Source organism: Corallococcus sp. RDP092CA, assembly GCF_041903675.1.
GTDB lineage: Bacteria > Myxococcota > Myxococcia > Myxococcales > Myxococcaceae > Corallococcus.
Genome location: NZ_JAYESI010000017.1, coordinates 97,074 through 117,115, shown reverse-complemented (window position 1 = coordinate 117,115; position 20,042 = coordinate 97,074). Strand labels below are relative to the sequence as shown.

General features: G+C 71.8%; 18 protein-coding genes. 14 read left to right on the top strand and 4 right to left on the bottom strand.

Annotated elements, in window-relative coordinates:
- The first annotated feature begins 59 nt into the window (after positions 1-59).
- From U8525_RS19555 to U8525_RS19535, 5 genes are all read left to right on the top strand, one after another.
- Entirely contained in the window at positions 60-1,202 is a 1,143-nt protein-coding gene (locus U8525_RS19555) for a PleD family two-component system response regulator (protein ID WP_374267782.1), read from the top strand.
- A gap of 87 nt (positions 1,203-1,289) precedes the next feature.
- Positions 1,290-2,039, top strand: coding sequence for a YebC/PmpR family DNA-binding transcriptional regulator (locus tag U8525_RS19550; protein WP_374267781.1), 750 nt, complete (start codon positions 1,290-1,292; stop codon positions 2,037-2,039).
- A gap of 34 nt (positions 2,040-2,073) precedes the next feature.
- Positions 2,074-2,655 (top strand): crossover junction endodeoxyribonuclease RuvC, encoded by a 582-nt coding sequence (gene ruvC, locus U8525_RS19545; protein ID WP_374267780.1) that lies wholly within the window; start codon positions 2,074-2,076, stop codon positions 2,653-2,655.
- A complete protein-coding gene (ruvA, locus tag U8525_RS19540; RefSeq protein WP_374267779.1) occupies positions 2,652-3,266 on the top strand; it encodes a Holliday junction branch migration protein RuvA in 615 nt (204 codons plus the stop codon). The genes ruvC and ruvA overlap by 4 nt, the downstream gene beginning before the upstream one ends.
- 286 nt (positions 3,267-3,552) lie before the next feature.
- Positions 3,553-5,034, top strand: coding sequence for an ELWxxDGT repeat protein (locus tag U8525_RS19535; RefSeq protein ID WP_374267778.1), 1,482 nt, complete (start codon positions 3,553-3,555; stop codon positions 5,032-5,034).
- Positions 5,035-5,047: 13 nt separating this feature from the next.
- Here the strand turns inward: U8525_RS19535 and U8525_RS19530 are convergent, their stop codons facing one another.
- Positions 5,048-6,133 carry a hypothetical protein gene (locus U8525_RS19530; RefSeq protein WP_374267777.1) on the bottom strand — a complete coding sequence of 362 codons (1,086 nt, stop codon included), beginning with the start codon at positions 6,131-6,133 and terminating at the stop codon, positions 5,048-5,050.
- Between the two features lie 119 nt (positions 6,134-6,252).
- Here U8525_RS19530 and ruvB point away from each other — a divergent pair, with 119 nt between their 5' ends.
- From ruvB to U8525_RS19500, 6 genes are all read left to right on the top strand, one after another.
- On the top strand, positions 6,253-7,290 hold the full coding sequence (gene ruvB / locus U8525_RS19525) for a Holliday junction branch migration DNA helicase RuvB (RefSeq protein WP_374267776.1): 1,038 nt from the start codon (positions 6,253-6,255) through the stop codon (positions 7,288-7,290).
- 18 nt (positions 7,291-7,308) lie between these two features.
- Positions 7,309-8,793, top strand: a complete 1,485-nt coding sequence (locus tag U8525_RS19520; protein ID WP_374267775.1) for a hypothetical protein — start codon at positions 7,309-7,311, stop codon at positions 8,791-8,793.
- A 446-nt stretch (positions 8,794-9,239) separates the two neighbouring features.
- Complete coding sequence (gene lpxC / locus U8525_RS19515) at positions 9,240-10,184, top strand: UDP-3-O-acyl-N-acetylglucosamine deacetylase (protein WP_374267774.1); 945 nt, start codon at positions 9,240-9,242, stop codon at positions 10,182-10,184.
- A 56-nt stretch (positions 10,185-10,240) separates the two neighbouring features.
- On the top strand, positions 10,241-11,335 hold the full coding sequence (locus U8525_RS19510; protein ID WP_374267773.1) for a thioredoxin domain-containing protein: 1,095 nt from the start codon (positions 10,241-10,243) through the stop codon (positions 11,333-11,335).
- A 28-nt stretch (positions 11,336-11,363) separates the two neighbouring features.
- The gene (locus tag U8525_RS19505; RefSeq protein ID WP_374267772.1) at positions 11,364-12,602 is read left to right on the top strand and encodes a DUF4388 domain-containing protein; all 1,239 of its coding nucleotides are present in this window, start codon (positions 11,364-11,366) and stop codon (positions 12,600-12,602) included.
- A gap of 125 nt (positions 12,603-12,727) precedes the next feature.
- Positions 12,728-13,348, top strand: a complete 621-nt coding sequence (locus U8525_RS19500) for a hypothetical protein (RefSeq protein WP_374267771.1) — start codon at positions 12,728-12,730, stop codon at positions 13,346-13,348.
- 50 nt (positions 13,349-13,398) lie between these two features.
- Here U8525_RS19500 and U8525_RS19495 read toward each other — a convergent pair whose 3' ends face one another.
- Positions 13,399-14,985, bottom strand: a complete 1,587-nt coding sequence (locus U8525_RS19495; protein ID WP_374267770.1) for a leucyl aminopeptidase — start codon at positions 14,983-14,985, stop codon at positions 13,399-13,401.
- Between the two features lie 141 nt (positions 14,986-15,126).
- Between U8525_RS19495 and U8525_RS19490 the strand changes: the two genes are divergently transcribed.
- From U8525_RS19490 to U8525_RS19480, 3 genes are all read left to right on the top strand, one after another.
- Positions 15,127-16,026: a hypothetical protein gene (locus tag U8525_RS19490; protein ID WP_374267769.1), complete on the top strand. Its 900-nt coding sequence runs from the start codon at positions 15,127-15,129 to the stop codon at positions 16,024-16,026.
- A gap of 125 nt (positions 16,027-16,151) precedes the next feature.
- On the top strand, positions 16,152-16,934 hold the full coding sequence (locus U8525_RS19485) for a sulfite exporter TauE/SafE family protein (RefSeq protein ID WP_374267768.1): 783 nt from the start codon (positions 16,152-16,154) through the stop codon (positions 16,932-16,934).
- On the top strand, positions 16,931-17,410 hold the full coding sequence (locus tag U8525_RS19480; protein WP_374267767.1) for a hypothetical protein: 480 nt from the start codon (positions 16,931-16,933) through the stop codon (positions 17,408-17,410). The genes U8525_RS19485 and U8525_RS19480 overlap by 4 nt, the downstream gene beginning before the upstream one ends.
- A gap of 34 nt (positions 17,411-17,444) precedes the next feature.
- On the opposite strand, the gene U8525_RS19475 is transcribed toward U8525_RS19480, so the two are convergent.
- On the bottom strand, positions 17,445-18,314 hold the full coding sequence (locus tag U8525_RS19475; RefSeq protein ID WP_374267766.1) for a tetratricopeptide repeat protein: 870 nt from the start codon (positions 18,312-18,314) through the stop codon (positions 17,445-17,447).
- A 1-nt stretch (position 18,315) separates the two neighbouring features.
- The gene (locus tag U8525_RS19470) at positions 18,316-19,923 is read right to left on the bottom strand and encodes a short-chain fatty acyl-CoA regulator family protein (protein ID WP_374267765.1); all 1,608 of its coding nucleotides are present in this window, start codon (positions 19,921-19,923) and stop codon (positions 18,316-18,318) included.
- Positions 19,924-20,042 lie beyond the last annotated feature (119 nt).

Below are 20,042 nucleotides of genomic sequence, written 5' to 3'. Positions count from 1 at the left end.
CCAAGGACTTGGGGGTGGGTTGTGCATTCGTCAGTGTTCCCTGGAAGAATAGGGAATCCATGGCTGCCTACCTGCACGCCGCACCGCCCCCTGAGACCTCCACGCCCGGAGGTGGTCATGACGCACCCGACCTGCCCGGCGGGGCCGGGGGATGGGTGCTGCTGGTGGGCGCTTCGGCGCGGCCCGCGGTGGCGGAGGCGCTCGCGCGCGAAGGCTTCGAGCCCGTGCACGTGGACGGCGCGCACGCGGCGCTGGCGCGGCTGGGCGTGGAGCCGGGGGCGGCGCAACCCGGTTCGGAGGCGGCGCCCGGTCCGGACGCGGGGTTGCCCCGCATGGTCATCATCGACGCGGACCTGCCGGACGGCGACGGCTTCAGCCTCTGCGGCGTGCTGCGGGCGGACGCGCGGTTCTCGCACCTGCCGGTGCTGCTGGTGGCGCGGTACGCGGAGGAGTTCCACCGCGACCTCGCCGCGGGCGTGGGCGCGGACGAGTACCTGGTGGAGCCGGTGGACGCGCGCGACGTGGCGGTGCTCGCGCGGCTCAAGGCGGGACGGCGCGGCGAGGAGGATGTCTACGACGCGCGCACCGCCAGCCTGCCCCTCGTCGCGCTGATGCGCGCGCTCTTGTCGGGCGTGCGCTCGGGGCGGGTGGTGCTGGCGGAGGACTCGGGCGCGCTCATCTTCCGCCACGGCCTGGTGGTGGACGCGACCTTCCACGGCGAGCGGGGCAGCCTCGCGTTCCGGCGCCTGCTCTGCTTCGGCATGGGCGCGTACACGGTGACGTTCGGCCCGGAGCTCCAGCGGGGCACCTTCACCATGGACCGCGTGTTCCTGTGCGAGCAGGTGGTGCCCGGCCTGGAGCGCTTCGAGCAGCTGCGCGTCAAGGGCCTGCCCCTGGCGGCGCGGCTCACGGTGGACTTCAACCGGCTGTCGCGGGAGCTGCCCGCGCTCCCCGAGGACGTGGAGCAGGTGGTGCGCCTCTTCGACGGCCGGCGCACCGTGCGCGCGATGCTGCTGGAGTGCCGCTTCCCGGAGGCCCTGGCCTACGAGGCCGCGACCCGGCTGTTCATGCTGGGCGTGCTGGTGCCCGCCATCCTGGTGGAGGAGCGCGAGCGCGCCCGGGAATCCGCCGGGCCGCCCCGCCTCTTCGAGCCCGTCCTCGAGCCGGAGCTGAAGCCGGAACCGGGGCCGGACGCGTCGTGAGGGTTTGACTCGGGCGGCCTGCTCGGGGCACAAGGCCGGGAACGCCACGGGCTGAACGCCCGTCCACCTCCGCCGAACCCGCCCGCCATGTCCGGTCACAACCGATGGTCGAAACTCAAGCGCCTGAAGGCCGTCCAGGGCGTGGCCAAGGGCAAGCTCTACTCCAAGGTCATCAAGGAGCTGACCGTCGCCGCGCGCCTGGGCGGCGGTGACCCGGCCAGCAACGCCCGCCTGCGCGTGGCCGTGGGGCTCGCCCGCGACGCGAACATCCCGCGCGACACCATCGACCGCGCCATCAAGAAGGGCACGGGCGAGCTCGCCGGCGAGTCCTACGAAGAGGTGACGTACGAGGGCTACGGCCCCGGCGGCGTCGCGCTCATCATCGAGTGCCTCACCGACAACCGGAACCGCTCCGCCAGCGACGTGCGCAACCTGCTGAGCACCCACGGCGGGAACCTGGGCTCGGAGGGCGCCGTGGGCTGGATGTTCCACCGGAAGGGCGTCATCGCCGTGAAGCCCGGCCCCACCGAGGACCAGGTGATGGAGCAGGCCCTGGACGCGGGCGCGGAGGACGTCGTGGACCAGGGGCCGGACGGCTTCGAGGTGCGCACCGCGCCGGCGGACCTGCACGCGGTGGGCGCGAAGCTGGAGGCCGCGGGCCTGCCCCTGGGCGAACAGAAGTGGACCTTCGTGCCGCAGAACACCGTGAAGGTGGAAGGCGACAACGCGAGGCGCTTGTTGAAGCTGATGGACGCGCTCGACGACAACGACGACGTGCAGCACGTGCACGCCAACTTCGAAATCGACGAGTCCCTGATGGAGTCGCTGTCCACGTAACGCCCTGACGGGCGCGTGGGAAAGGAACGGGCCGGTGCGGGTACTCGGCGTGGACCCTGGCAGCCGCTTCATGGGCTTCGGGGTGGTGGAGGAGAAGAAGGGCCGGCTCGTGCACCTGGGCCATGGCGTCATCAAGGTGGTGGAGTCCGCGCCCCTCGCTGAGCGCCTGAAGGACCTGCACGCCGCCCTGAGCGCCGCGCTCCAGCGCTACCGGCCGGAGGCCGTGGCCGTGGAGGGCCTCTTCACCTTCCGCAACGCCCGCAGCGCCCTGGTGCTGGGACACGCGCGCGGCGTGGCGCTGCTCGCCGCGGCGCAGGCGGGCCTCACCGTGCACGAGTACGCACCCGCCAGCGTGAAGAAGTCCGTGGGCGCCAGCGGCGCGGGCGGCAAGGACGCCGTGGCGCGCATGGTGCGCACGCTGCTCGACGTGGATGAGGCGACGTTGGAGCGCGCGGACGCCAGCGACGCGCTCGCCGTCGCGCTCTGCCATCTCAACCACTTCCGCGTGGGCCTGCCCCGCGCCGTCGCGCCCGGAAGCCGCAGGCGCAAGGGGGCCGCGTCGGTGCTCGCGGACCGCCTGTCGTCCGCCTACCAGCGCCCGGAGGCCCGCCGATGATCGCCCGGCTGCGTGGCAACGTGTTGGAGAAGGGCCCCGAGGACGCCGTCATCGACGTGCACGGCGTGGGCTACCGCGTGAACCTGTCCACCGTCTCGCTGGGGAAGCTGCCCGCGGACGGCCAGCCGGTGGACCTGCGCATCCGCACCGTGGTGCGCGAGGACGCCTTCGAGCTCTTCGGCTTCCTCTCCCCGGCGGAGGAGGAGCTCTTCCAACTGCTCAACACCGTGTCCCGCGTCGGTCCGCGCATGGCCCTGGGCGTGATGTCCGGCATGGAGGTGGGTGAGCTCATCGCGGCGCTGTCTCGCGGCGAGGTGAGCCGGCTCGCGAAGATCCATGGCGTGGGCAAGAAGACCGCGGAGCGCCTGGTGCTGGAGCTCAAGGAGAAGGTGCGCAACCTCCACTCGGAGGGCATCGCGCGCGGCACCACCCCCCGCGCCCCCGTCACCTCGGGCAGCAAGGCGGACCTCGTCTCCGCGCTGCTCAACCTGGGCTACAAGCAGCCCCAGGCGGAGAAGGCCGCGGACGTCGTCATCGAGCGGCTGGGCCCGGACGCCCCCTTCCAGGCCCTCTTCCGCGAAGCCCTCAAGTCCCTGCGCTCCAGCCCGTGACTTCCAGACACCGCGCCGCGCTCCAGGGCGAGACGCGGTGCTCCGGGGGGTGGGAACTCCTCGGAAAATACGCGCAAGGCTTTTTCCTGTAGGAATCCGCTGTCGTCACACAGTGGACGCGCGCTTCGTCCGTTTGCCGTCAAAAGGCGATCCACGCCGCTCACGGCCTGACACCCCTGAGCAATCCTGGCCGGCCATGAGCTGGCCCATTCCGCTGAAAATATCAATTTCCAGCGCCGGCGCGGCGGTCCTCTCGGGACCGGGTCGTTCCGAGGAGGCGTGTGTCATGGCGGCGTGGCGCGGTGTTCCGGTCCTCGTACTGCTGCTCACGGGCGCCCTCGGGGTGGGGTGCGGCAGCGCGGAGGAGGGCGCGGACGTGTCGGCGGTGGGCGAGGCGTCGGGGGCGTTGGAGTCCTTCGGAGGACCGCAGCCCTGTGGCCCGTCGGCGCGGCCCGTGGGGGACCTGCGGAGCGGCGCGGAGGGCTCGGCGCCGGAGGCGCTGGTGGCGCTGAACGGGCGCGTCGTCTACGTGGCGAACGACGGCGTGTCGGGCCGCGAGCTGTGGGTGACGGAGGGGAGCGGCGCGGAGTCGCGGCTCGTGAAGGACCTGTGGCCCGGGGCGTATGGCAGCACGCCGCGCTTCCTCACGCGGATGGGCGGGCGGCTGTTCTTCGTCGCGGATGACGGCGCGCACGGGCCGGAGCTGTGGCGGACGGACGGCACGGCGAAGGGCACGGTGCTGGTGGCGGACATCCGGCCCGGGGCGCAGGGCAGCGCGCCGGACGGGCTGACGGTGGTGGGCGGGCGGCTGTACTTCACCGCGGATGACGGCGTGCGCGGCCGCGAGCTGTGGCAGACGGACGGCACGGCGAAGGGCACGCGGCTCACGCAGGAGTTCGCGCCCGGGGCGGCCTCGCTGTTCCTGGATGACCTGACGGAGTGGAACGGGAGCCTGGCGCTGGTGGCCTACGGCAGCACGGTGAGCCTGTGGGTGGTGGACGGGCGCTCCGGCAGCGCGCGGGTGCTCTTCAGCGCCTCGGAGCAGTCCGTCATCTTCTCGCTGACGCCGGCGGGGAAGGACCGCCTCTTCTTCCTCGCGGACACGGGCCTGGGCGAGGCGGACCTCTGGGTGACGCGGGGCCAGCTCCTCTCCACCTTCCCGCTCCTGCACTTCCCGGGGGACTACCCGGCGGAGCTCACGCCGCTGGGCAACGCCGTCTACTTCATGGCCGGCGCGGAGGGCTTCTTCGGCGAGCCCGGCGACCTGCTCCACGGCGGCGAGCTCTGGAAGAGCGACGGCACGCTGCTGGGCACCGGCCTGGTGAAGGACATCCAGCCGGGACCCGGGAGCTCGCTGCCCTCCGGGCTGACGGTGCTGAACGGACGGCTGTACTTCGCGGCGGATGACGGCGTGCACGGCCGCGAGCTGTGGCGCACGGACGGCACGGCGCAGGGCACGCTGCTCGTGCAGGACCTGGAGCCGGGCCCCCAGGGCAGCGCCCCGGCGGCCTTCGCGGCGGTGGACGGGTGGCTCTTCTTCTCCGCGACGACGTCCGGCCGGGGCCGCGAGGGCTGGTACTCCAACGGCGACCCGTGCCGCGTGGATCCGATGCGCGACATCGCGCTCGCGGGGCTGGACGCGAACCCCCGGGGCTTCGTGCGCGCGGGGGCTTCTGTCTTCTTCACCGCCACGCGTCCGGAGCAGGGCGAGGAGCCCTGGCTGCTGCCCTTCCTCCCCGCGGCCCGCTGCGCCCGCCTGGAGCGCTGAGGCGCCTCACGCCTCACGCCGCGCGCCGCACCGCGGGCGTGGGGTGCAGCTCCCCCGTGTTCGGCGCGGGCAGCACCAGGGTGGGCCCCAGGCCCGGGGCCAGGAGGTGCGCGGTGAGCTGCGACGACGGGTGGAAGTTCACGAACGACGGGTCGTGCGCGGACGGGCCCGCGAAGAGCTTCTCCACCACCATGGACGCGTACTGCTCCAGCGAGTCCTCGCGCGTGTTGCCGTTGAGCACCACCTCCCAGCCCATCTGCTCCGCGAAGCGGCGCACGCCGGGGATGCGCGACAGCAGCGGCGTGTAGCTCTCCGTGCTCACGCCGTTCTCGCTCACCACGAACACCTCGCTCGCGGTAGCCACCGCCAGGGACATGTTGCCCTGCGTGTGCCCGGGCGTGCTGAGCAGCGCCACGCCCTGGCCCAGCCACGTGTCCCCGTCCAGGAGCACCACGCGCTCCTCGGGGATGTCCGCGCCGCCGGGCACGAACCACACGTGCTGCATGGGGTGCAGGTGCTTCACCATGGTCCACTCCGCGCGCTGCACCAGCAGCTTCGCCCGGGGGAAGACGGGCGGGGTGCCGGCGCCGCCCAGCCAGCCGCGCAGGTCCTGGATGTGCAGGTGGTCGAAGGCCAGGTAGTCCACGTCCGACGGCGTCAGCCCCAGATGCTCCAGGTGGGCCTGCACCGTGCCGTGGCGGGTGGACATCACCTTGTCGGAGAGGAACGCGCCGTAGCGCTCGCGCAGCGCGCGGTAGAAGGGCGCCGCGTGGCCCCGCTCGTAGTCCGTGGGGTTGAAGAGCAGCGTGCGCCGCTGGCCCGTGCCTCCTTCCGCGAACTGCACCACCTGCATCCGGTTCGTCATCATCACGTAGGGGGCCGGGGACAGGGCCGCCCCGCTGAAGGCGAACAGGGTGGGGTAGGGGAACGTGATGAGGTCGCACGTGGCCACCGCGGCCACCGGCCCCTCCCGGGCGAAGGCCTCCCGGGCCTCCAGGGTGGCGCGGCGCAGCTTCTGCAAGCGGAGGCCGGGGGAGCGCTCGGCGCGGGCCTCCGGCAGCAGGGGGAGGGGACGGAACGGGGCAGAAGCGGAACTCATGACGCGACTCCCTTCGAGCAGGGGGGCAGCCCCCCTGGCTGGCCGGTCGGCGTGCCGCTCCGAGTCTAGCGCCGCCAGAAGGGCAGCGACACGCGCCCCCTTCGCTGTATAGGGTCGGAATGGCGATGGCGAGGAAGTCCGACGACACCCTCTCGGGAGATGTTCAGCCGGAAGACATCCGGCTGGAGGCCTCCCTGCGCCCTCGCACCTTCGACGAGTACGTGGGGCAAGGGGCGGTCGTCGGGAAGCTCAAGGTGTACGTGGCCGCGGCGAAGAGCCGGGGTGACGCGCTGGACCACTGTCTCTTCTCCGGCCCCCCCGGCCTGGGCAAGACGTCGCTCGCGCACCTCATCGCGAACGAGCTGGGCGTGGGCATCCACGTCACCAGCGGCCCCGCGCTGGAGCGCAAGGGCGACCTGGCGGGCCTGCTCACCAACCTCAACGAGCGGGACATCCTCTTCATCGATGAAATCCACCGCCTCAACGCCGCCGTGGAGGAGTACCTCTACCCGGCGATGGAGGACTTCCGGCTGGACATCACCATCGACACCGGGCCCGCCGCCCGCGCGATGAAGATCGACCTGCCGCCCTTCACGCTGGTGGGCGCCACCACGCGCACGGGCCTGCTCACGTCCCCGCTGCGCGACCGCTTCCAGATCCAGGAGCGCCTGGAGTACTACGAGCCGAAGTTCCTGGAGCAGATCCTGGACCGCTCCGCGCGCATCCTCGGCGTGCCCATGGACCGCGCCGCCAGCCGAGAGATCTCCACCCGCTCGCGCGGCACGCCCCGCATCGCCAACCGCCTGCTGCGCCGGCTTCGCGACTTCGCGCAGGTGGAGGGCAACGGCCGCATCACCTACGACCTGGCGCACGACTCGCTGAGCCGCCTGGGCGTGGACGCCAGCGGCCTGGACGCGATGGACCGGAAGATCCTCCTGACCATCCTGGAGAAGTTCGGCGGCGGCCCGGTGGGCGTGGAGACCATCGCCGCGAGCGTGGGCGAGCAGCGCGACACGCTCGAGGACGTCTACGAGCCCTTCCTCATGCAGGAGGGCTTCCTCATGCGCACGCCCCGGGGCCGCACCGCCACGCTGCGCACCTACCAGTACTTCAAGAAGACGCCGCCCCCGAGCTCCCCGCAAGGGGCGCTCTTCTAGCCCGCACCACCTCCCGCCATGAGCCAAGCCTCCGCGCCCGCCGTGCCCACGGTCCTCCCCGGTCCCCGCGACTTCTACGGCGACCTGATGCGTGCCTCGCAGGCCTCGCGCGCGGGCTTCCTCGCCGAGCGCGAGCGCTGGCTGCGCGGCGTCCCGGTGGAGGGCCGCGAGGAGCTGCTCTTCGAGTTCGAGATGTGGCTGCGCGCCGTGGAGCGCTACCTGAACCTCCACAACGCCGTGGTGGACGCCCGCGCGCGGCCGCTCGTCACGCGCGACTTCCACGAGGAGCTGGTGGACGTGCGCGACGCCATGGAGCGCGCGGTGCGCGTCGCCCGGAGCCTGCAGGACCCGGACAGCGACCCGAAGATGGTCTTCCGCAAGTACGTGGAGACCCAGCTCGCGGACGACCGGGTCCGCCGGCTGATGATTGAGGAGGAGCTGGACCAGGAGACCCCGCCGGAGAGCCTCTTCGTCGTGCGCGAGGCCTTCGACGCGCTGAAGAACCTGCTCGACAACCTGCTCCAGCTGCCGCTCATCGGCCTGTCGCTGTTCCAGGACGTGGGCAAGCTGACGCTGCGGGAGATCGTCCTCAACCGCTACTTCCGCCCCTTCCGCCCGCTGGAGTTCCGCGTCGAGTACGACCGGCTGCGCTCCGTGCGCCTGCTGGATGTCCTGGGCACGATGCCACAGGACACGCGGCCCCTCTTCACCACCGCGTTCCTGGGCCTCTTCCGCGTGCTGCACTACCTGACGCACGTGGACCCGGAGGCGCAGCCGCCCGTGCCCCGCCGGATGCGCGTGCTCTTGTCCCTGGTGCGCGGCGAGGTGTCCGCCGTCGCCAGCTACCTGCACACGGAGCTGTCCCCCAAGGCGGGCCCCAAGCACCTCCAGGCCGCCACGCTGCGCGCCGCGCGCGACCTGGCCCGCGAGGCGGACCGCATCTCCCGCGAGGTGCTGGTGGACCTGGACCGCGACCCCGCCGCTCCCCTGCGCGCCGCGGAGGCCTTCACCACGCTGCTGCGCCAGCAGATCGTCGCGCTGGTGGACGCGCTGGCCCCCAACGGCTCGCTGGGGGACGAGGCCTTCGCCCACCTCACCAGCGCCCAGGACGCCGCCCTGCGCCTGCGCAAGGACCTGTGGGTCTACGCCCAGCTGTGCCGCGCCGCCGAGAGCCACCTGCGCGCGGAGGACGTGCCCGCCGCCGAGCGCGTGCTGGAGGCCCTCAAGTCGTTCCTCGACTACTTCCACGACGGCGGCTACCAGCTCCTGCGCTACGCGGACTACGACGCCTTCGACCGCTTCACCTCGCTGCTGGTGGAGCTGCCCTGGCCCCCGGAGGGGCCCGGCATCCGCAGCCGCCTGGCGGAGGACCTCCGGCGCTTCTCACAGACGCTGGAGACCACCTTCCACGCCGTCAGCCGCCGCTCCCTGCTCCAGGGCCGCGGCTTCGACCGGCCGGACGCGGAAGCCCTGCGCGACCGCTTCCTGCCGCCTGCCCGCTGACCCACCCGCCCGGTCCCGATTCCCGTCAAGCCCCGGACTCCCCGTGAGACCGGGATAGGCGTTTGCTTCCGGGCAGTCGCCTGGGATAGAGACGCGCCCCTGTCACGTGGGCGACACGCACTCCCGGTTGGCGCGAGACCAGTCGGGTGCCCCGGAGTTCCAAGGGTGAATTCCGGACATCGCTGTCACGGTGGGAGGAGCGGTGGTGGGTTTCCCAAGAGGGGTGTCCGGGCCCTGGCCCCACGCGAACCTCGTCCCGGTGCCCAACGCGCCAGCAGTTCCAGGGGGTTGGGACGGACAGGTCCACCCTTGGAGGCAATTCTTGTGTCACGGCCCTGTGGCATGTTGATTGCTCAGATGTGCAGCGCGTCAGACCGCCGTGGAACGGCCTGACGGCCGTACCCCGCGTGCGTCAGTACGAAGCAGTCCCCAGAGGCGACACCGACATGCACCAGCTCACCGACTTCCAGCGCACCCTCTCCCAGCCGGCCATCTGCCGCGGCGTGGGGCTCCACTCGGGGGTGCCCGTGACGCTGACCCTGAAGCCCGCCCCGGCGGGTCACGGCATCGTCTTCGTGCGCACGGACCTGGCGCGGCCGGTGAGCATCCCCGCCCTGGCGGAGTACGTGGTGGACACGTCGCTGGCCACCACGCTGGGCCGCGACGGCGTGAAGGTGGGCACGGTGGAGCACCTGATGTCCGCGCTGGCGGCGCTGGGCATCGACAACGTGCGCGCGGAGCTGGACGGGCCGGAGGTGCCCATCATGGACGGCAGCGCGGCCCCCTTCACCCACGCCATCATGGAGGCCGGCTCCCGCGAGCTGGACGCCCCGCGCGAGTACCTGGTCATCAAGAAGAGCGTGGTGGTGGCGGACGGCGACAAGCAGGCCTCGCTCACCCCCGCCCGGCGCTTCCGCATCAGCTGCACCATCGACTTCGAGCACCCCGTCATCCAGGGCCAGTCCTTCGACGTGGACGTGAACGACCGGGGCTTCTCGCGGGAGATCTCCCGCGCGCGCACCTTCGGCTTCCTGCGCGACGTGGAGAAGCTCAAGACGCTGGGCCTGGCGCGCGGCGGCTCGCTGGAGAACGCGGTCGTCGTGGACGAGGCCGCCATCCTCAACCCGGACGGCCTGCGCTTCCCGGACGAGTTCGTGCGCCACAAGATCCTGGACGCCATCGGCGACGTGTCGCTGTTCGGCCGGCCCGTCATCGGGCACATGACCGCGTTCAAGACGGGCCACGCGCTCAACCACAAGCTCGTGCGCAAGGTGCTGGCGGATCCCTCGTGCTTCGACATCGTCACCGCGCGCCGCCGGGACGTGGAGGGGCGGGAGCCGGGCCGAGGGAGCCTCGCCGGCGCGTTGGAGCTGGAGCCCCTGGTCGCCTGAACGGCGGGCTGGCAATTCCTTGCCAGTCCCGGGGACCTCTATTAAGTCGGCGGCCTATGTCCATGCGCTCGACTCGCATCGCCCTGGCCGCCCTCCTCGCGGCATCCCTCACCGCCGGCTGCAACAAGGAGAAGGCGCCGGCCAATGCCCAGGCGCCCGCCGCGCAGGCCCAGGCCGCCAATGCCGCGGAGCCGTCGCCGGACACCGTGGTGGCCACCTTCGGCAACGGCCAGAAGGTGACGTTCGGTGAGCTGAACGAGCGCATCAAGGAGCCGCTGGCCAACCTGGACAAGCAGAAGTACCAGCTGCGCAAGCGTGGCCTGGAGGGGCTCGTCACCGAGCGCCTGGTGAAGGAAGAGGCCACCAAGCGCGGCATCACCGAGGACCAGCTGCTCAAGGCGGAGATCGACGACAAGATCCCCGCGCCGCCGGAAGAGAAGATCAAGGAGGTCTTCGAGGGCGCCAAGGGCCAGCTGCCGCCGGGAGCGACCTACGAGCAGATGAAGCCGCAGATCGTGGACTTCCTGTCCGGCCAGCAGAAGCAGGAGGTGGCCCAGAAGTTCTTCGACGGCCTGCGCCAGTCCGCCAACGTGAAGTACGAGCTGCCCGAGCCCCCGCGCGCGCCCGCGGAGCGCAAGCAGGTGGCCGCCGTCGGCCCGTCCAAGGGTCCGGAGAACGCGCCGGTCACCATCGTGGAGTTCAGCGACTTCCAGTGCCCGTTCTGCAGCCGCGCCATCGGCACGGTGGACCAGGTGACGAAGACCTACGGCGACAAGGTGCGCCTGGTGTTCCGCCAGTTCCCGCTGGACTTCCACCAGCAGGCGGAGAAGGCCGCCGAGGCCGCGCTGTGCGCCAACGACCAGGGCAAGTTCTGGGAGATGCACGACAAGCTCTTCGCCAACCAGCAGGCGCTGGGCGTGGATGACCTGAAGAAGTACGCGGGCGAGCTGAAGCTGGACACCGCCAAGTTCAACACCTGCCTCGACTCCGGCGAGAAGTCCGCGACGGTGAAGGCGGACCAGGCGGACGGCTCCAAGGTGGGCGTCAACGGCACGCCGGCCTTCTTCATCAACGGCATCATGCTGTCGGGCGCGCAGCCCTTCGACGAGTTCAAGAGCATCATCGACGCGGAGCTCAAGGACGCGAAGTAGTCCGGCGGTCCCCGCAGGGAGGGATGCGGTGGCGTCCAAACCCAGGGCCACGCCGCGCGTGAGCGGCGACGCGGCCTCGCTCGAGCTGGAGCGGCCGCTCGCCGCCGTCGTCTCTCCCACCCGGCCCCTCTCGGCGCACTTCCTGGCGCCGGAGGGGCTGGTGCTCCTCCCGGAGTCCCACGGCTCCGCCGGCTTCTTCGTCGGCAGCCTGGAGACGCTCTCGGTCGAGGAGGTCTTCGCCCAGATTCTCTCGGGCATCCGCACCGGCCAGCTCCTCGTGCAGCACGGCGGCGTGCGCCGCACGGTGGCCTTCCGCGACGGGCAGGTGGTGTTCGCCACCTCCAGCGAGCGCTGGGAGCGCCTGGGCGCGGTGATGGTGCGGCTGGGGCTGCTGACGGAGGCGAAGCTCACCCAGGCCCTGGCGCAGGTGACGCCCGCGCGCCGCATCGGCCAGGTGCTCACGTCGCAGGGCCTCGTCTCCGAGGCCAGCCTCTACAGCGCGATGACCTTCGTGGTGCGCGAGGTGGTGCTCAACCTCTTCGAGATGGTGGAGGGCAGCTTCCTCTTCCTGGAGTCGAAGACCCCGGCGGTGGACGCGGTGAAGCTGCCGGAGCGCACGCGCGACCTGGTGCTCACCGGCATCAAGCGCGCGGAGGAGACGGGCCGCCTGCGCCGCCGCTTCCCGGACGACCTGCGCGTGGCGCCCGGCCCCCAGGGCGCGCTGCCCGGAGAGGAGGCCCTGTTCGCGAGGCTGGGCGGGGGCGCGACGCTGGGCGCGCTCCGGGCCGCCTACGCGGGCAGCCAGTACGCCTTCTACAGCGGCGTGGAGGAGGCGGTGCGCGGCGGCCACCTGGCCGTCCGGGCCCCGGAGCCCCCTCCCGCGCCGGGCCCCGCCGTGGAGGGCATGGCCTGGGAGCTGCTGTCCGCGGAGGAGCGCTACAACCTCCTGCTGTCGCTGGTGCACCGCGCGCTGCGCGAGGCGGGCCGCGACGTGGACCTCCTGCGCGGCTTCGTGGACGCGCCGCCGCCGGGCCTGGAGGACGCGTACCAGGGCGTCACGCTGGGGCCGGACGGGCGCGTGGACGTGGCCCGGCTGCGCGCCAACGTGTCCACCAGCGGCGGCGAGGCGGTGGGCCGGGCCATGGCGCTGGAGGCGCTGGACGCGTTCGTGTCCTACGCCCTGTTCTCCGCGCGCAACGTGCTGCCCGCGGACGTGGCCGAGCGGCTGGCCAACACCTACCGCACCCTCCAGGGCGGCCTGACGTAGGCCGGGCCCGGGCGCGGAGTTTCCACCGTCGGACAGCGCACACCGCCCCCGTGTGCCCCTGGCGTGCCCGGAGGCGGGTGGCCACGTTCCTCCCCACGGCTGGCGGCAGGAGGGGGACGAGCGACATGGGCGCGATGCGGATGTTGGGGTGGGGAGTGCTTCTGCTGAGCACGGCGTGTGGCGCGTCCCGGACGGCGGTGACGCGGGCGGAGGAGCCCGGCACGGGCGGCTCCGGCGCGGCTTCGGGGGAGTCCGCCGTCGCGTCCACCACGCGGCGCTACGTGGACGAGGACCTGGGCTTCGAGATCATCCGGCCCACGGCCGAGTGGCAACTGGACGAGACGAACGAGCGCACGCCGGAGGGGCTGGCGATCCCCGTCATCCTGCGCCACCGCGTGACGGGGGCCCAGGTGGTGCTCCAGGTGGCGCCCGGCGTGGCCACGCCCGTGCAGTTCGCGGAGCGGCTGACGCAGGGGCTGCGCCAGCAGCCGGGCTTCACCACCACGGACCCGCAGCCCATCGCGCTGTCGGACAGCGCGGTGGGGTTCGACTTCCAGGTGGGGGAGGGTGTGCGCGGCAAGGTGGCCGTGCGCGAGGGCAACTCCGGCCGCGTGCTGATGATGCTGGCCACCTGGCCCACCGAGGCCTCCGCCGACATCACGGAGAGCGTGGACGCCCTGATGGCCGGCGTCCGTCCGCTCCCGGAGCCGAGCGTGGCCGTGCGCTCCACGCCGCGGACGCCCTGACGGCCGGGTGCCCCGCGCGGCTCACGCCCGGGGCCCGGCGGTAGCGCGGACTACGCGCGGGCGGACTTGCCCCTGGCGCGCTTCGGCGCGGCCTTCGCGGGCTCGGGCTGGGAGGCGACCTCCGCGGCCTTGCGGCGCACGAGCTCCACCAGCGTGCGCGCGCCCACGCCGGTGGCGCCCTTGTTGAGGTAGCCGCGCTCCTTGGGGCTGTTGGACGGGCCGGCGATGTCCAGGTGCACCCAGGGCGTGTCGCCCACGAACTCCTTGAGGAAGAGGGCCGCGTTGATGGCGCCGCCCCAGCGCTCGCCGGAGTTCTTCATGTCCGCCACTTCCGACCGCAGCGCGTCCTTCTGCAGGTCGCTGACGGGCAGGCGCCACATCTCCTCGCCCGCGGCGCGCGCGGCGGTGAGCACGCTGTTCACCGTGTCGTCGTCGTCGCCGAAGGCGCCCACGATGTAGTTGCCCAGCGCCACCATGCACGCGCCCGTGAGCGTCGCCAGGTCGATGATGGCGGACGGCTCGTGCTCGCCGGCCCAGGTGAGCATGTCGCCCAGCACCAGGCGGCCCTCCGCGTCCGTGTTGGTGATCTCCACCGTCTTGCCGGAGCGCGCGGTGAGGATGTCACCGGGCTTGTACGCCGTGCCGGAGGGCATGTTCTCGCACGCGCCGATGAATGCGTGCACGGGGAAGGGCGGCTTCACCACGGCGCCGATGACCTTCATCGCGGCCAGCACCGCGGCGGACCCCGCCATGTCCGTCTTCATGTCCACCATGCCCTCGGTGGGCTTGAGCGACAGGCCGCCCGAGTCGAACGTGATGGCCTTGCCCACCAGCGCCAGCGGGGCGCGCTTCGCGTCCTTCGCGTTCTTCGGCGTGTAGATGAGGTGGATGAGCCGCGGCTCCTGCACGCTGCCGGCGGTGACGCCCAGGAACATGCCCATGTTCAGGCGCTCGATCTCCCTGCGCCCGCCAATCTCCGCGGTGAGCCCGCCCTCCCTGGCGGCCTGCTGCGCGGCCTGCGCCAGCTTCGTGGGCGTCACCACGTTGGGGGGCTCGTTGACCAGGTCGCGCGCCCAGTTGACGGCCTCCGCCAGCTTCAGGCCCAGTTGGAGCGCGTCGTCCAGCGCGCGCGACCGCTCCGCGCCCTCGGGCAGGGACAGCGTGGCGCGGCCCAGCCTGGCGGCGCCCTTGTCCTCGCGCGCGGAGGACTTGTACTTGTCGAAGCGGTAGACGCCCAGCTTCAGGCCCTCCACCACCGCGCGCACGGCCGTGGCCGCGTCGTCCGTGGCGGGCACGCGGAAGCCGATGGCCGTGGCCTTCAGCCGCTGCGCCGTCTTCGCCGCGCGGCCCGCGGCCAGCCGCAGCACCTCCGGCTGGAAGCGCGCGCGGTTGCCCAGGCCCAGCAGCAGGACGCGATCCGCGCCCAGCTTCCCCAGGGTGTGCAGCAGGAAGGATTGATCCACCTTGCCCTTGAAGCCCTCCTGGGTGGCGGCGGCGCGCAGCTTCCCCTCCAGGGCCGAGTCCGCGGCCTTCAGCGGCGCGGGGGCGGAATCACCCAGCTCGCCCTCGAAGAGGGGGATGACGAGCAGCTCACCGCTCACCGGCGCGGCTTCACCGGAGACGAGACTGAATTGCATGGCGACGTGGACTCCTGGGACGAAGAGGGAGGGGGTGATCCGAGGGGCGCGACTGTAGACGCGCTGCGTGTTGCTCGCAAAGCGCTGGTTGCCACTCCGGCATTGCAATGACCGGGCGTGCTGGATAGCTGTGCACTCCCAATGCCCACCCTGCTGCTGCATCTGACGGCCATCGAACGGTTGGCCGCCCACCCGGACGGGCTCCCCGCCGACTGGGTGCGCGCGTTGTCCGAGGACCTGCCGTACGCGCGCTTCGGCGCGGCGCTGCCGGATCTGCCGCTGTGCGCCGGCGTGCGCGGGGGGCTGGGCGCGCTGATGCGGCCGGAGGCTGACTGGCCCCTCTTCGCGCGGCTGTACCACGAGCGCGCCCCGGTGGGCCTGGGCCTGAAGATGGCGGAGCTGGTGGCCTCGGGCGCCCTCGTGGGCACGGAGGCCGGCCTGGCCATCCTCGCCGGCTACTTCACGCACCTGAGCCTGGACCGGCGCCTCCACCCGCTGGTGGATCAGCTGGTGCTGCGCCACCGCCGCCGGGGCGAGCGCGCCTGGGACGCGCGGCGCCAGGTGGAGTGGGCCCAGACGCTCTTCTTCCTGCGCGAACAGGACGGCGCGGACGGGGTGGGGACGGCGCGGCTGCGGGAGAAGTTCCAGGTGGTGAAGAGCCCCGGCATCCCGCTGCGCGGCATCGGGCGGGGCATCTACGAGCTGGTTCGGCTGGCGTCCCAGGAGCGCGTGGGCCAGGCCCCCACCAAGGCGGAGCTGGACGGCTGGGTGCGCGGGCTCTACGTCTCCGGCCTCTTGCTCTCCAGCCCGCTGGGGCGCGTGCGCGCGCTGCCCGCGTTCTCACAGCTCTCCTTCCAGGAGCTGTACCGGAATGATCACTTCGACTTCGCGCGGGAGCTGGACGCCGCGCTGGAGGTGACGCGCGGGCTCCTCCGCAAGCTGCACGGCTACATGGCGCGCGGCACCTACACGCCGCGCACGCGCGCGCGGTTCCTGGAGGAGTTTCCAGAGGGGACGCTGGGCGCCACCGCCGCGCAGTGAACGGCTCCACACGGCCCGCGTCGCGGGGCCGCGTCCGCGTGCAGGGCGTCCAACCGAACGAGCAGGTTGCCCTCGGGGGCGAGCCGCTATCCGAAGCGAGGAGTGCCTCCTATCCTCGATAGGGAATGACGGTCTTGCTCCTCATGGCGGCGGGTGTGTTGGCGGGTGGGCTGGGGGCGCTCCTGGGCATCGGGGGCGGCATCGTCCTGGTGCCGGTGCTGGTGTTGGGTTTTGGAATCCCGCTGGAGCAGGCGGTCCCCGCGAGCCTGATGTGCGTGGTGGCCAACTCCTGCGCCGCCGCCGCCAGCTACGTGGAGAACAAGCTGAGCGACCTGCGGCTGGGGTTGACGCTGGAGCTGGCCACGGTGATGGGGGCCATCGCCGGAGGGCTCGTCGCGGCCTTCGTGGCGGAGGCGATGGTGGCCGTGGTGTTCGGCCTCTTCACCCTCTTCGTCGCGCTGCAGATGATGCTCCTGCGCAACCCCCTCCGGGAGCCCGCGACGACGTCCAACTACGTGCCCGGCAACTACCCGCTGGGCATCTCCGGTTCGTTCGTGGCGGGCGGCCTGTCCGCGCTCCTGGGCGTGGGCGGCGGCCCGCTGAAGGTCCCGCTGATGACCTACGGCATGCGCGTGCCGTTCAAGGTCGCCAGCGCCACCAGCAACCTGATGGTGGGCGTCACCGGCGCCGCCAGCGTCGCGGCCTACGCGTGGCGCGGCCAGCTGAACCTCGGGCTCGTGGCGCCGCTCGTCGTCGGGGTGCTGGCCGGGGCCTCCGTGGGCAGCAGGCTGATGCTGAGGACGCCGACCGCGGTGCTCAAGAAGCTCTTCGCGGTCGTCCTGTTGGTCGTGGCCGGACAGATGTTGTGGAAGGGAGGGGAGGGGTTGTGGCCGAGCGTATGGAAATGAGTGAAGCGGAGCCTGAGCTACCCGGTGTCCACCCGTCGGTGATGATTCCGGAGGCAGGACCCCCTCGTCGTCACGCGCGGGCGACGACGGTGGCGTTGGACGCGGGGCTCCACGAGGAGCTCCCGCATGAGCCCATCACCCAGCCGGAGGCGCTCCCACGCGAGCGCCGGGGAGCCAGGCGGCTCGCCGCCGGCGAGCGGTGGATCGCCCGCGTGCTGCGCGCCGGGGCCGTGGCGAGCGGGTGCATGTTCATCGCATCGCTGGGGCTGGAGCTGCTGCCGCGCGACGAGTCCGTGCACGTGGCCATCGACCTGCTGCGCAAGGGCGCGGCGTCCATGCTGCTGGTGACGCCGGTGGCGCGGTTGGCGATGGCGGGCACGCTCCTGGGCCTGCGCGGCGAGTGGCGCTACGCCGCCATCGCCGCGGGCGTCATCGGGTTGCTCGCGCTGGCGGTGGGCGCGGGCTTCCAGGCCTGACGCGGGGCCGGAGGAGACCCAGCCGCGCGCGGGGCTACACGCCGCGCGCGGCGAAGTGCGCGAGGACGTTCTTCACCTTCGCCACCTCGTCGTGCTGCTTCAGGTCCTCGTACATGGGCAGCACGGCCTCGAACTGCTCGCGGGCCGCGGCGTAGTCCTGGAGGTAGTAGCAGGACAGCCCCAGGTCCCAGCGGGCGCGGGCCTCGTAGACGTGGTCGTGCAGCTCCCCGTACACGTCCACCGCGCGCAGCAGGTGCGGCCGCGCGTTGTCGTGGTGGCCCAGCAGGCCCTCCGCCTCGCCCAGCAGCAGGTGCCCCAGCGCGAGCGCGTCCGGGTCCTCGCCCTGCTCCAGCAGCGGCACGGCCTCCAGGAAGCGCTTGCGGGCCGGCTCGTACTCGCCCTTGGCCATGCGCAGGTCGCCGATGTCCAGCAGCAGCCGCGCCATGCGCTCCGTGTTGCGCGTCTGGCGGAAGAGGATGAGCGCCTCCTGGTACTTCTCCTCGGCGCCGTCCACCTCGCCCATGGCGCGCAGGGACTCGCCGATGCAGGCGCGCGCGAGCGCCTCGCCATCGCGGTCGCGCGACTCGTTGAAGAGCAGGGCGGCGGTGGCCATGTGCTCGATGGCGCCCTTGTGATCCTCGAAGTAGGCCTTCACCACGCCCAGGCCGAAGAGGGCCTGCGCCTGGCCGGCCTTGTTGCCCGCGGTCTTGAAGAAGCCGTAGGCCTCCTCGTAGTGCTCGCGGCTCTGCGCGTGGTCCTCCAGCATCCCGTACAGCTCCGCGAGCGCCACCAGCCCCTGGCCCACCTCCGCGGGCGAGCCGGTGATGCGCAGCGGGGCGAGCGCGTTCTTCTGCTTCTGGATGGCGTCGGCGATGTGGGCGCGTTCGTTGTCGGACGGGTGCATGTCAGTTCTCGTGAACCTTGCGGCGGCGGGCGCCCCTGTCCAACGAATCGTGCTTCTCGCTGGATTCAGCGCCGTTGCCAGGGCCTTCCGCGTTTCCGTTGCGCTCGCCCTTCTCCTTCTCGTGGACGAGCAGCGGGGAGAAGAAGCAGTCCTTCTTCGTGTACTCGTCGAAGGCGAAGGCGAAGCGGTAGCTGGCGGCCGCGCGCTGGTTGCAGTCCGTGCGCTCGCAGAAGCGGCAGGAGATGCCGCTGGGGATGGCGTCCTTGCGCAGGTCGTTGGTGGGCAGGCCGTACGCCAGGTACTTCGCGTTCTCCGCGTGCGTGCCCAGGCCGATGGAGTACGCCGTGCCCTTCACGATGGAGCCTTCGATGGGCTGCAACTGCACCTTCGCGAAGCAGAAGTACGTCGTGCCGTCCGGCATGATGGAGTACTGGCGCGTGATCTGCGACGGGTTGAGGAACGCCAGGTGCACCGCCCACTTCGCGCAGGAGCCGCCGCCGGACGCGAAGCGGATGCCGGTGCCGCTGTAGCGCTTGGAGATGTTCCCCGCGATGTCCGCGCGCAGGAAGTGGAAGGGCAGGCCCTGGCGCTTGGGGTCGGACAGGTTGCAGATGCGGTGGGCCACCGTCTCGTAGGTGGTGCCGAAGATGTTGGAGAGCAGCTCCACGTCGTAGCGCGTGCGCTGCACCTCCTTGAAGAACTCGCCGTAGGGCAGCATCAGCGCGCCGGCGAAGTAGTTCGCCAGGTTCACCTTGATGAGGCGCTCCGTCTCCCCGTGGCGCATGCGGCCCGCGCCCAGGATGCGCTCCACCAGCTTCTCGCGGTCCATCACCATCAGGCCGATGGACGCGGCCACCTGGAACTTCAGCGGCTGCTCCGTGAGGTCCGGCGACAGCGTGAGCGTGCGCGCGTCCAGGTCCAACCGGCGCACCACGGAGGAGCCGCTGGCCGCGCGCTCGATCTGCACCTTGAAGTCGAAGCGCTCCTCCAGCATGCGGATGAGCTGGCTGCTGGTGAGCTGCTGCTCCAGGCGGAAGTCGCGGCGCAGTCCCTCCGCCTGCTCCTCCAGCTCCGGGAAGTAGTTGCGGTGCTTCTCCAGGAAGTCGCTGACCTCGTCGAAGGGCGAGTAGTCGAAGCGCACGCCCGGCGTCGTACCGCCCAGGCCGGAGGTGGAGCCCTGCGTGCGCGTGCGCTCCTCCACGTTGAGCTGCGCGAGCACGTTCTCCAGCTGCGTGCGCGTGTTCTTGTAGAGGTTGAACAGGGCCGCGACGGTGCCGGCCAGCTTCGGCTCCGCGGACAGCGACTGGAGCGACTCCGAGTCGATGTCCAGGCTCTTGAGGAGCGGCTCGTCGAGCAGCTTCGCCAGGGCCTCGTCCACGCGGCCCTCGCCCAGCGTGGACATGAACTGCTCGGGGTCCTGCTCGAAGTAGCGCAGCGCCTTCCACAGCAGCGGGAAGGGCATCACGCGCTTGCCCTTCTCGATGAGGTTCAGGTACGCGGGGGACACCCCCAGGTCCTTGGCCGCGTCCGCCTGCTTGATGTTGCGTTGCAAGCGCAGGCCCCGAAGCTTCAGCCCCACGTTCGCGTTCAGAGCGTTGTCGTTGTTCATGGCTCCAACCCCCGGCGGGCCGCGTCAGGAGGCGCGCTCCGACGCCGGGTCTCTGGAGCCACTCTGCAAATCGATTTACCGATTTGCAATCAACGTTTTCGCTCCGCCGGGGCGCTGTC